Annotated in this window: 10 protein-coding genes; 8 read left to right on the top strand and 2 right to left on the bottom strand. The window is 71.5% G+C overall.

Features of this window, described 5'->3' with window-relative positions:
• Positions 1-23: 23 nt before the first annotated feature.
• The gene (locus ACFVVA_RS16335) at positions 24-344 is read right to left on the bottom strand and encodes a chorismate mutase family protein (RefSeq protein ID WP_387690103.1); all 321 of its coding nucleotides are present in this window, start codon (positions 342-344) and stop codon (positions 24-26) included.
• A gap of 214 nt (positions 345-558) precedes the next feature.
• On the opposite strand from ACFVVA_RS16335, the gene ACFVVA_RS16330 reads away from it, so the two are divergent.
• Positions 559-2,229, top strand: a complete 1,671-nt coding sequence (locus ACFVVA_RS16330) for a class I adenylate-forming enzyme family protein (RefSeq protein ID WP_387689988.1) — start codon at positions 559-561, stop codon at positions 2,227-2,229.
• 63 nt (positions 2,230-2,292) lie between these two features.
• Here ACFVVA_RS16330 and ACFVVA_RS16325 read toward each other — a convergent pair whose 3' ends face one another.
• Positions 2,293-2,874: a GNAT family N-acetyltransferase gene (locus ACFVVA_RS16325; RefSeq protein WP_387689986.1), complete on the bottom strand. Its 582-nt coding sequence runs from the start codon at positions 2,872-2,874 to the stop codon at positions 2,293-2,295.
• Between the two features lie 107 nt (positions 2,875-2,981).
• Between ACFVVA_RS16325 and ACFVVA_RS16320 the strand changes: the two genes are divergently transcribed.
• The 7 genes from ACFVVA_RS16320 (at position 2,982) to ACFVVA_RS16290 (ending at position 11,312) form a co-directional block, all read left to right on the top strand.
• Positions 2,982-4,220 carry an MFS transporter gene (locus tag ACFVVA_RS16320; RefSeq protein ID WP_387689984.1) on the top strand — a complete coding sequence of 413 codons (1,239 nt, stop codon included), beginning with the start codon at positions 2,982-2,984 and terminating at the stop codon, positions 4,218-4,220.
• 244 nt (positions 4,221-4,464) lie between these two features.
• Positions 4,465-5,778: a phenylacetate--CoA ligase family protein gene (locus tag ACFVVA_RS16315; protein WP_387689982.1), complete on the top strand. Its 1,314-nt coding sequence runs from the start codon at positions 4,465-4,467 to the stop codon at positions 5,776-5,778.
• On the top strand, positions 5,775-7,139 hold the full coding sequence (locus ACFVVA_RS16310; protein WP_387689980.1) for a hypothetical protein: 1,365 nt from the start codon (positions 5,775-5,777) through the stop codon (positions 7,137-7,139). Before ACFVVA_RS16315 ends, ACFVVA_RS16310 begins: the two co-directional genes overlap by 4 nt.
• A gap of 204 nt (positions 7,140-7,343) precedes the next feature.
• Positions 7,344-8,549, top strand: coding sequence for a cytochrome P450 (locus ACFVVA_RS16305; protein ID WP_387689978.1), 1,206 nt, complete (start codon positions 7,344-7,346; stop codon positions 8,547-8,549).
• Between the two features lie 15 nt (positions 8,550-8,564).
• Positions 8,565-8,777, top strand: a complete 213-nt coding sequence (locus tag ACFVVA_RS16300) for a ferredoxin (protein ID WP_387689976.1) — start codon at positions 8,565-8,567, stop codon at positions 8,775-8,777.
• 214 nt (positions 8,778-8,991) lie between these two features.
• The gene (locus ACFVVA_RS16295; RefSeq protein WP_387689974.1) at positions 8,992-10,272 is read left to right on the top strand and encodes an esterase/lipase family protein; all 1,281 of its coding nucleotides are present in this window, start codon (positions 8,992-8,994) and stop codon (positions 10,270-10,272) included.
• An 11-nt stretch (positions 10,273-10,283) separates the two neighbouring features.
• Positions 10,284-11,312 (top strand): alpha/beta fold hydrolase, encoded by a 1,029-nt coding sequence (locus ACFVVA_RS16290; RefSeq protein ID WP_387689972.1) that lies wholly within the window; start codon positions 10,284-10,286, stop codon positions 11,310-11,312.
• Positions 11,313-11,401 lie beyond the last annotated feature (89 nt).

The following is an 11,401-nucleotide window of genomic DNA, read 5'->3' as shown; positions in this document are numbered from 1 at the left end:
TTCCTTCAGTGTGGCCGTGGTGCCTAGCTCGCCGGGGTGTTGCCGATGACCAGGTCCTCGACCCGGCAGGTCTCGGCGATGATCAGGTCGTACAGCCGGCGCAGGAAGTCCTGGTCGATCCCGTTGCGCTCGCCGTACCGCGCGGCCCGCTCCTGCACGATGCCGATGCGGTGCGGCTGCATCATCGGGACGCCGTGCTCCCTCTTGTGGTGGGCGACGCGCACACAGACGTCGATCCGGTCGCGCAGCACGTCCAGCAGACGGGCGTCGATGCCGTCCAGTTCGCCCCGCAGTTCCTCGAGTTGACGGTCCGCTTCGCCGGATCGTGCCGCCGAATCCCCCATGGTCACCTGGAATCTCCTCGTGATCGTCTCGCCCGCCGAAGGGCTCTTCCAGATGTACCTGCCAACGGCGGTCCGCAGGAGCCCGCGCGGCGGTTGCGGCAACAAACGCGGTCTCGCGCAACAACCGAGGTCCACATGCGCAAGAAAGACCTTGTCGCTTCCGGCAGGCCCACGGACGATCGGTTCCCGGAAACCATCACCGGAAGGCGCGCCGATGACCTTGTCCGCTCGAACCCTGCTGTCCGCCGAGTCCCGTGCGAAACTCGCCGCGGATCCCCGTCTCGGGGGCGGGAACGTCCTGGAGTCGGCGCTGGCCGTCAGCCCGAACCCGGACCTGCCGTTCATCGCCACCGGCCGGCCGGTCGCCACCTGCGACGGCGGGACGACGACCGAGTTCAGCCTCCGCGGGCTGGACCGGCTCGTGCAGAGCTGGTCGGTCTGGTACCTCGACCGGGGCGTGCGGCCCCGGGACCGGGTCGCGGTCCACATCGAGGACTCCTTCGCGTACTCGGTTCACCTGCACGCGCTGGCGACCATCGGCGCGATCGCGGTGCTGATCAACAGCAAGGCCCCCAAGGAGAACGCGCTCGAACTGATCCGGCGCACCGAGCCGGTCGGCGTGTACACGACCCGCGGCCGGCGCGACCTCCTCGGCCCCGAGCTCGCCGAACTGCCGGGCTCACGCTGGGTCGTACTGGCCGAGGACGTGCCCGCGCCGCCCCGGGCCGAGCTGGACGCCGCCGCGCGGTTCCGGCACGCGCCCGACGACCCGGTCTCGATCCTGCATTCCTCGGGCACCACGGGCTTCCCCAAGCCGGTGGTGCAGACGCACGCGTCCAGCGTCGCCGGCCCGCGCTTCCGGCTCACGAACTACCTGGACTCGCCCGACGACCTGATGATGGCCGCGCAGCCGCAGTCGCACCTGGGCTCGGTGGTGTACGTCAACTACGCCGTCCTGGCCGGCACGCCCATGGTCGCCCACTACGACCCCACCGGCGCCGACCTGGTCGACGCCATCCGCCGGTACCGGCCGACCACGGTGATGGCCTTCGCGCACGCGTTCACGGAACTGGCCGACGTCGAGGTCCCCGACGGCGCGGTCGACTCGGTGGACAGCTGGGTGACCATGGGCGACGCCATCCATGAGGCCCACCTCAAGGCCATCCTGGGCAAGCGCGACCCCGAGCTGCCCTCCGCGGTGTTCTACGACCGCTTCGGCGCCACCGAACTGGGCTGGGGCCTGATGGTGCAGCCGCGATCGCTGGCCTCGCAGCGCAACGACCGCTGCATCGGCCGTCCCGACGCGCTGTCCGAGGTCGTCGTGCTGCGCCGGGACGGCACCGTGGCCGACCGCGGCGAGATCGGACTGCTGGGCGCCAAGGGCCCCACCATCACCGCGGGGTACTGGAACGACTCCGACACCACCTACCGCAGCCGGCTGTCCGGGTACTGGCTGTCCGGCGACCTGGCGTACCAGGACGAGGCCGGCGACTTCTACCAGGTGGACCGGGCGGTGGACACCATCGAGACCGCGGCGGGCCCCGCGCACTCGGTGCAGATGGAGGAACTCCTGCTCAACGAGCTGCCGGTGATCGTGGACTGCACGGTCGTGGCCGGCCGGCACGGCGGGAACACGGTCGCGGTGGCGCTGGTCGCCGCCCACGGCGAGCACCTCGACCCGTCGCAGCTGCTCGCCTCGGCCAACACCGTGCTCGGCGCGGCCGGTCACCCGACGCTGGCCGTGCTCGAACTGACCCGCTCCGTCACCGACATCCCGCAGGGCGTCACCGGCAAGGTGCTCAAGCGTCAGCTCCGTGAGCGCTACGACACGCTCGCGGACTACCTCCTCGCGAGCGACCCCGCCGCGGTGGCCACCACCCTCTAGGCGAGCGACCCCGTCGTGGTGGCCACCACCCTCCGGGCGGGCGGCCACCACGACGTGCGGACGTCATCCCCGGGCGACCTGAGTTCCCTCGGCGACGACGTCCGCGCCGGCCCACTCGGTGCCCAGCATCGCGTACACGGCCAGGTCCGCCCGCTGGCCCTTGAGCATCTCGCCCTGCACGAAGAACGCCTCCCGACGCATGCCGAGACGCTCCATCAGCCGCATCGACGAAACGTTGTCCCCGTTGCACATGCCGACCACCCGGTGGAAGCCGTACCGCTCGAACGCCAGCCGCAGCACCTCGCGGCCGGCTTCGGTGGCGTACCCGCGGCCGCCGTGGTCGGGGTTCATCACGAAACCGATCTCGGCGCGGCCCAGTTCGGCGCTCAGCCAGTCCAGGTTGAACTCGCCGATGAGCCGGCCGGACTCGCGCAGCTCCACCGCGACGGCCAGGTTGTCGCCCTCCCCGGCCAGCTCGGACTCCGAGATCCTGGTGGCCAGCGCGGTGCGCGTCTCCTCGCGGGTGCGGGCGTCCCACAGCAGGTACCGGGTCACGTCCGGACGGCGCTGGATGTCGTGCAGGTCGTCGATATCCGCCTCGGTGAAGGAACGCAGCACCAGCCGGTCAGTGACAACAGGATCCACGGGTGAGACTCCGAATTGGATTATTCGATGAATGGTCCAGCGGATACTAGCATCCGAATATCGGCATTTAGGGGAATCGTGAACACCTTGTTCCGCGGAGTACGCCGGTGATCCGTCGACTGCCGTTGATCGCACTCGTCGCCGCGTGCGGCGTGTCCTCGTGCGGCGCGACGATGACGATGATCGCCCTTCCCTGGTTCGTGCTGTCCAGAACCGGCAGCGGCCTCCAGACCGGGGCCGTGGCCGCCGCCGAAACGCTCGGACTGGTCCTCTCGGTGGTGCTGGTCGGCCCGCTGCTGGACCGGTACGGCGCGTGGCGCGGCAGCATCATCGCCGACCTGGCGGCCTCCGTCGCGGTGATCGCGATCCCGGCCGCGGAGGCACTGGACCTGCTGTCGCTGCCGGTGCTCGTGGTCCTGGTGTTCGGGATCGGCGCCGGCCGAGCGCCCTCCCGCAGCGCCAAACAGGTGCTGCTGCCCGCCGTGCTGGCCGCGACCGGCGTCCGCGTCGAGCGGGGCACCAGCGCGGAGGAGTCCGCGCTGCGCACCGGAGACCTGCTCGGCGCGCCGCTCGGCGGCATACTGATCGGGCTGATCGGACCCACCTGGGTGCTGCTGGCCGACGGCGCGGCGCTGCTCACCGCGGCGGCGCTGGTGGGCCTCCTGGTCCGGCCCGCGGCCGCCGCCGGACGCGAGCCGGCCGGCGGTGCGCACGGCTACCTGCGGGAGCTCAAGCAGGCCGCCGAGCACTTCCGGCGCGACCGGTTGCTACTGGTCATCGGCGTGCAGTGCGCGGCCTTGAACGCCCTCACCGTCGGGCTGCTCTCGGTGCTGCTGCCCGCCTACGGACTGACCGTGTGGCACGACAGCACACTGGTCGGCGTGCTGATCGCCGCGTCCAGCGGCGCCAGCATCCTGGGCACGGCGCTGTACGGCTGGCTGGGCGACGGCGGCCGTCGGTGGCGGGTGTTCGCGATCTGCTCCCTGGTCTCCGGCGCGCCCGTCTTCCTGGCCGTGGCGGCCGACCCGCACCCGGTGCTGCTGGTGCTGGTGGTCTCGGCCTGCATGATGGCGAACGGCCCGATCAACCCGGTGATCGCCGCGGTCAAGTACGCCCGGGTGCCCGAGGGGCTGCGCGGCCGGGTGTTCGCGGCGTTCCACGCCTCGGCCAACGCGGCCATGCCGGTGGGACTGCTGCTGGCCGGGGTGCTGCTGGACGCGGTCGGGCCGACCGCCGCGGTGCTCGTGCTCGGCGGGCTCTGCCTGCTCGTTTCGCTGTGGCCGTTCGTGTTCCGGGTTTGGCGGGAGTTGGACGAACCGGAACGCCTCCCGTCGACGGTCGGATAATTCGCGCAACAAATGCGGCCCCCAGCAAAAAATGCCGCCCCATAACGCAAAGAAGCCGGTCGTCCGGTCGTCCGGCGGAATCTAGTGTTCGGGCGTCGACGGAATGGGAATGGGACCACGCGAATGCCCGGTGCGGCCGGCCCGTCGGCGCCGGGGCCACCCGGGCGAGGACGCGCCGCGCGGAGCCGTCCGGGCAGGCACGGTGATCGTGCGCGACGAGATCAGCACACAACGGAGGTTCCCGATGAACACCGGCATTCGGCTCGCCGCCGACCTGGACGCCATCAGCCGGGAGGAGATCGAGCGACTGCGGGCGCACAACTTCACGCGGTTGGTGACCGCGGCCCGGCGCACGCCCGCGGTACTGCGCCGCTGGCCCGGGCTCGACTCCGTGCACAGCCTGGACCGGTTGCCGGAACTGCCCGTGCTGACCCCGTCCGCGCTGGCCGACGGCTGTCCACCGCACTCGGCGGAGTTCCTGATCGACGGCGACCAGCCCGGCATGGTGCTTCGTTCGAGCGGGACCTCCAGCAAGGTCAAGATGATGTACCACTCCTGGGCGTTCAACGAGCAGGTGTCCGCGCTCGGCGCGCGCGGGCTGCGCGCGACCCTGCCCGAGCCGCCCCGCCGGGTGGCGAACTGCCTCTACGGGGCCGAACTCAACGGATCCTTCCTGTTCACCCAGGAGGTCGCTCGGCTGCTCGGCGCGCGGGTGTACCCCCTGGGCAACGTCACCAGCGTCGCGGAGACGGCGAAGATGATCTCCGAGCACGCGATCGACACCTTGGCCGCGCCGCCGGGGTACGGGGTGGACCTGCTCACCGGAACGCCCCCGGACCTGCTCGCCTCGATGCGGACCTACCTCTACATCGGGGAGAGCCTCGGCGCCAGCCGCACCGCGGCGCTCACCGCCGCCCTGCCCGGACTGACGGTGCGCTCGCTGGCCTACTCCACCACCGAGACCGGGCCCATCGGCTACCAGTGCCAGTGGCTGTCCGGCAACGACCACCACGTGCACGAGGACGCGATGGTGGTGGAGATCGTCGACGAGGAGACCGGGCTCGCCGTGGCCGCCGGCGAGGAGGGCGAGGTCCTGGTCACGCCGCTGAGCGACACCGGCATGGCCCTGTTCCGCTACGCCATCGGCGACCGGGGCCGGCTGAGCACGCAGCCGTGCCGCTGCGGCAGCCAGGCCTCCGTACTCACCCTGCTCGGCCGGGCCCGGCAGTCGCTGAACGTGGACTCCGAGACCGTCTCCGCCGACCAGTTGATGTCGCGGCTCGCCCGGTTGGGCATCACCGATCCCGCCGACTGCCAGTTGCAGGTGCTCTGGAGCGTCAACCGGTACCGGGTGCGGCTGCTGCTGTCACCGAGCACACCCGCGGACATCACCGTCGACGCGGTGGTCGCGGCCTTCGCGGACACCGTGGAGCTCAACCAGATCGTCACCGGCCCGCGCTGCCTGGGGTTCACCGTGGAGCACGTCGAGCGCGGCGACTTCGAGCGCACCGAGCGCGGCAAGGTGCCCACCCTCTACCAGCGAACGGTCACCGCATGAACCGGAACCCCTGCCCCGTCACCCGGTCCTACCTGGACGAATGCGCAGCCGAGGGGCGCGACGGCCTGCGCGGGGTCGTCGACCACCTGCGGTTCCCGCCGCACTTCACCGCGGCCTTCGACGGGCGGGTGCTCGGCCGGCCGCTGTTCGTCGAGGAGACCGCGATCCGCGGCGTCGCCGACCGGCTCATGCGGTTCCACGACCTGATCGTCTCCCTGCCCGGCAGGCTCCACGGCGGCGACGTGTTCGCCTACGGCGAGGCGCTCGGGCTCGACCGCCGGTCGGTGGAGGTCGTCCGCCGGAACGGACTCGTGCCGCCGATCCCGTACGGCCGGGCCGACCTGCACCGCGACGGCGACTCCTGGCGGCTGCTGGAGTTCAACATCGGCGCCGACCTCGGCGGCATGGAGCGGACCGGCGACATCCCGCGGGCGCTGATGGACGTGCCCAGGTTCCGGGAGTTCGCCGAGAAGCACCGGCTGACCTACCCCGACATCGGGGCGGGCATCGCCCGCATGCTCACCCGCTGCGCCGAGAGCGTGTCCGCCGCCGGCACGCCGGTGGTCGTGATGCTGGAGAGCAACGGCCGGGTGGCCCAGTACCGGAAGTACATGCTGCCCTTCCAGGAGTACATGCGGGGCAAGGGAATCGACCTCCGGCTGGCCGAGGTGGGCGAGTTGAGCTCGCCGGGCGGGAAGATCCACCTGGACGGCACCCCGGTGGACGTGATCCTCCGCTACGTGTCGGTGGACCAGATCCTCGCCGACCCCGAGGTCGCCGCGGCCATGGAGCCGGTCTTCCGCGCCCACGAGGAGGGCCGGACCGTGCAGCTGACCCCGATCTGTACCGACCTGCACGGCAACAAGGGCATCCTGCCGATGCTGCACGACCCCCGGTTCCGGGCCGCCCTGGCCGAGGACGAGCTGGCCCTGATCGACGGAATGCTGCCGTGGACGCGGTCGATGGCCGAGGGCACGGTCGAGGTGGACGGCGACGTGGTCGATCTGATCGATTACTGCCGCGCCCATCGGGAGGACCTGATCCTCAAGCCGAACAACGACGCGCGCGGCGGCGGCATCGTCGCCGGCTGGGAGACGTCCGACGGGGACTGGCGGCGGGCCCTGACGGAGTGCGACCGGCGACGGTTCCTGGTGCAGCGCAAGGCCCCGGCGCAGCCGGAGCCGGTGCAGGACGCGGAGACCGGCGAGGTGCGGGACTGGCTCGCGACCTGGGGCGTCTACCTGACCGACGAGGGGTACGCGGGCACCTACATCCGCGCGCTGTCCAAGTCCGCCGGCAGCGCGGTCGTCGGCTGGGACGCGCTGCCGCAGCTCACCGCCGTGTTCAGCTACCCGGCCTGACCCGTACTCGCGGGCGAGCCCGGGCGCGGCATTGCCTTAACCTTCATCCATTGCAACGATCCATTGCGTTCGAGTTCAGCGTCATTGCATCAATTTACCGCCGCTGAGCTGGAAAGACGCGTTCCCCGCGATTGACGTCGAGTCAGAAACGGCCGTAGCTTTCCAGTTGTCCGAACGAGCGGCAACGCGAAACGAGGAACGGCCATGGGTGAATCCCCGCACACCGTCACGACCATGCCGGTGGCACGCCGCCCCGGCTGTCCCTTCGACCCGCCCGCCGAGCTGACCGACGCCCGCCGGCACGCGCCGATGAGCCGCTACACCTTCCCCGGCGGGCAGCCCGGCTGGCTGGTCACCGGATACGACCTGGTCAGGGCGGTGCTGGCCGACACGAGGTTCAGCTCGCGCAAGGACCTGATGCTCCACCCGACCATCGACTACGGCGACTTCCAGATCCCGCCGGCGCCGCCCGGGGAGTTCGTCCTCATGGACGAGCCCCAGCACAGCCGCTACCGCAAGCCCCTGACGGGCAGGTTCACCGTACGGCGGATGCGGCTGCTCACCGAGCGCATCGAGCAGGTCACCGCCGCCCGCCTGGACGCCATGGAGGCGGCCGGGCCCCCGGCGGACCTGGTGACCGCGTTCGCCAAGCCCATCCCCGCCATCGTGATCTGCGAGCTGCTCGGGGTGCCGTACGAGGACCGGGGCTCCTTCCAGGAGCAGGTCGACTCGTTCATGAACGGGGAGACGAGCGACGAGGACATGATGGCGGCCTACGCCTCGACCCAGGAGTACCTGGCCGAGCTGGTGGCCGCCAAGCGCGCCGACCCCACCGACGACGTGCTCAGCGACCTCACCGACAGCGATCTGACCGACGAGGAGCTGAAGGGGATCAGCCTGATCCTGCTCGCGGCCGGTCTCGACACCACCGCGAACATGCTCGCCCTCGGAACCTTCGCGCTGCTGCGCAACCCGGACCAACTGGCCGCACTGCGGGGCGATCCCGCACTCGCCGACCGGGCCGTGGAGGAACTTCTGCGGTACCTGAGCGTCGCCAAGACCTTCATGCGGACGGCCCTGGAGGACGTCGAACTCGGCGGCCGGACCGTCAGGGCCGGCGAGCGGCTGATCCTCTCGTTCAACACCGCCAACCGCGATCCCGAGCGCTTCCCCGATCCCCATGTGCTCGACCTGCGCAGGCAGGACGGCGGACACCTGGCCTTCGGCCACGGCATCCACCAGTGCCTGGGCCAACAGCTGGCCCGCATCGAGATGCGGGTCGCCTTCCCCGCGCTGCTCGACCGCTTCCCCACGCTGCGCCTGGCCGTACCGCCCGAGGAGGTCGCCCTGCGCCCGGAGATCGCGGACATCTACGGGGTGAAGAGCCTCCCCGTCACCTGGGACGCGTGATCGATGAGGATCACCGTGGACGCCGAACGCTGCATCGGCTCCGGAATGTGCGTCCTGACGGCCGGCGAGGTCTTCGACCAGCGCGAGGACGACGGCACGTCGTTCGTGCGGCAACCCGAACCTGCGGCCGGGGCGTTGGACGCGGTTCGCGAGGCGGTCGCCTTGTGCCCCGCCTCGGCGATCAGCCTGTCGGCCGACCCGCGGCACCAGGGCGGGCCCGACGCATGACCGTCCGGTGGAAGAACGGCGAGGTCCTCCGCCCGGCGGGTGCGGACCTCGGCGGCGACCGGTCTCCGTGAAGAGTGGAGCCGGGTCCCGCCTCCGGCCAGGTGGTGGACACCCATACCGGAACGCCGGAGGTATGTGACGCCTCCATAGGGACGGCACTGCGGCGTCCGTAGCGTGTCGCGCACTTGGCCCCGGTGTGGAGGAGTGAACGCGTATGCGAAGGAACGGGCGTGGCAGGCGAAGAGGACTGGGCTGGGTGCTCGCGGGCGTCCTGGCGCTGGCCGGTGCGGCCGTCCCGGCGGGTCCGGCCGCGGCCGCGGTGCCGGCCAACCTGACCCTGGAGGCGACCTACAGCACCGTCGCCAACGGCTGGGACCGGGTCGAGCGCTACCTCGACACCACCACCGGCTTCCGGCAGGAGCAGTACCCGCCGGACGGCCGCGGCGACCAGGACGGCCAGCGGCTCACCTTCTTCGGCGGCGTCAAGCAGCCCTTCTCCGGCCGCTTCCTGCTCTACTCGGCCCCGGGCTGGAACACCGGCTCGCACCAGGTCCCGGTGCTGCTGGTGCACGGCGCCAACGACAACCCGGACCGGGCCTGGGCCAACCCCGGCGAGTCCGGCGGCTACGGCTGCGGCTCCATGTCCTGCCCGAACACCGGGCTGATGCAGAACCTGGCCGGGCAGGGCTACCGGGTCTTCGCGATCGGCTTCGCGCACAAGCAGGGCGACAACCTGATGCAGGCCCAGGAGGTCGGCGACGCCGTCGCGCTGATCCGCGCCAAGCTCGGCGTCCCGCAGGTGGACGTGGTGGGCTGGAGCAAGGGCGAGATGTCCTCGCGGGCCTACGTGTCCTCGGTGAAGCCCTCCTGGGGCCGCCCGTACGCCGGCGACGTGCGCAAGCTGATCACCCTCGGCGGCCCGAACGGCGGCTACGACTACCCGTTCGCGCACGGGTGGGCGCACGACTTCTCGATCTGGCCGCAGTGCGGCGGTGCGGTCAACGCCCCGTCCCCGCACCTGCGCATGACCTGCTACGGCACCTACACCGCACACCCGGAGTTCTCCTTCACCCCCTCGGGCGGCTACGACAACTACCCGGGGCAGCGGCAGATGCTGGCCCGCTGGGACTCGGTGTTCGGCATCGACCAGACCCAGCAGGACTGGTACACGACCTACTACGGCGGCCAGGGCTTCTACACCGACGGCGGCGGCATCCAGGCCGCGATCAACGCCGGCTCGCTGATCGCCCCGCTGCACCAGGCCGGGGTGCCCTCCTCGGTGACGGCCTACCTCCTGGCCGGCGGCACCCCCAGCATCGTCGGGATCTTCAACGAGAACCGAGGGCCCAGCGACGGCGTGGTCTTCGTGGCCAGCGCGCTGGACAAGACCGGCTACGGCACCGTCGGCGGCACCGCGCTGATCGCCCTCGCCAACCACCTGCAACTCGGCTGGGACAGCGCGGCGAGCGCGCAGGTCGCCAGTTGGCTGAACTGAGGACATCCCGGATGATCACCGATCGACTGATCCCCACCGACCGGCTCACCGTGGGCTACGCCGAGATCGAGGGCCGCACCGGGGAACCCGTGGTCCTGGTGCACGGCAACGTCTCCTCCGGCGTCTTCTGGCACTCGACCATGACCGGGCTCCCCGCCCGCTACCGCCCGCTGGCCCCCGACCTGCGCGGCTTCGGCCGCACCGAGCCGCTGCCGGTGGACGCCACCCGGGGCCTGCGCGACCACAGCGAGGACCTGCTCTCCTACCTCCGGGCGCTGGCCCTGGGCCCGGTCCACCTGGTCGGCTGGAGCATGGGCGGCGGTGTGGCGCTGCAACTGCTGCGCGACCACCCGGAGCTGGTCCGCTCGCTCACCCTGGTCAACCCGGTCTCCCCGTACGGCTTCGGCGGCACCCACGGGGTGGACGGGCGGCTCAACTCGCCCGACGGGGCGGGCTCCGGCGCCGGCGGCGCGGCCCCCGATTTCGTCCGGCTGCTGGGCGAGGGCGAGACGGGCGCCGAGTCGCCGTTCGCGCCGCTCTCGGTGCTGAACACCACCTACGTCAGCGAGCCGCTGGCGGAGCCGGACCCCTACGTGGCGGCGATGCTGACCACCCGGACCGGGGAGGACCACTACCCGGGCGACAGCCGCACGAGCGACGCCTGGCCGGGCTTCGGCCCCGGCGAACGCGGGGTGCTCAACTCGATGGCGCCCACCCACTTCCGGATCGACGACCTGGAACTGGTCGAGCCGAAGCCGCCGATCCTGTGGATCCGCGGCACCGCCGACGTGATCGTCTCCGACACCTCGCTCTTCGACCTGGCCCACCTGGGCGCCATCGGTGCCGTCCCCGGCTGGCCCGGCGCGGACACCTGCCCGGCGCAGCCGATGGTGGCCCAGACCCGCGCCGTACTGGACCGCTACGCCGCCGCCGGCGGGCGGGTGCGCGAGGTCGCGGTCGAAGGCGCCGGGCACAGCGTGCAGCTGGAACGGCCGAAGGAGTTCCTGACCGCGCTGGTGGAGGTGCTGGACGGGGCCTGACGGCGGGACGGCCCCCCGCGGGTCGAGCAGTCCTGACGGACGGGGAAGGGCGGCCGGAGCGATGTGCTCCGGCCGCCCTCCTCGTGTTT

The sequence above is a fragment of the Kitasatospora sp. NPDC058048 genome (genome assembly GCF_042885555.1).
GTDB classification, from domain to species: Bacteria; Actinomycetota; Actinomycetes; order Streptomycetales; family Streptomycetaceae; genus Kitasatospora; species Kitasatospora lactacystinica.
The sequence above is the reverse complement of the archived record's forward strand: the minus strand, read 5'-3'. Positions and strand labels throughout refer to the sequence as shown.

Coding starts and splice junctions, on each gene's coding strand:
- ACFVVA_RS16335 (WP_387690103.1), bottom strand. CDS start 344: ATGGGGGATTCGGCGGCACGATCCGGCGAAGCGGACCGTCAACTCGAG.
- ACFVVA_RS16330 (WP_387689988.1), top strand. CDS start 559: ATGACCTTGTCCGCTCGAACCCTGCTGTCCGCCGAGTCCCGTGCGAAA.
- ACFVVA_RS16315 (WP_387689982.1), top strand. CDS start 4,465: ATGAACACCGGCATTCGGCTCGCCGCCGACCTGGACGCCATCAGCCGG.
- ACFVVA_RS16310 (WP_387689980.1), top strand. CDS start 5,775: ATGAACCGGAACCCCTGCCCCGTCACCCGGTCCTACCTGGACGAATGC.
- ACFVVA_RS16305 (WP_387689978.1), top strand. CDS start 7,344: ATGGGTGAATCCCCGCACACCGTCACGACCATGCCGGTGGCACGCCGC.
- ACFVVA_RS16295 (WP_387689974.1), top strand. CDS start 8,992: ATGCGAAGGAACGGGCGTGGCAGGCGAAGAGGACTGGGCTGGGTGCTC.
- ACFVVA_RS16290 (WP_387689972.1), top strand. CDS start 10,284: ATGATCACCGATCGACTGATCCCCACCGACCGGCTCACCGTGGGCTAC.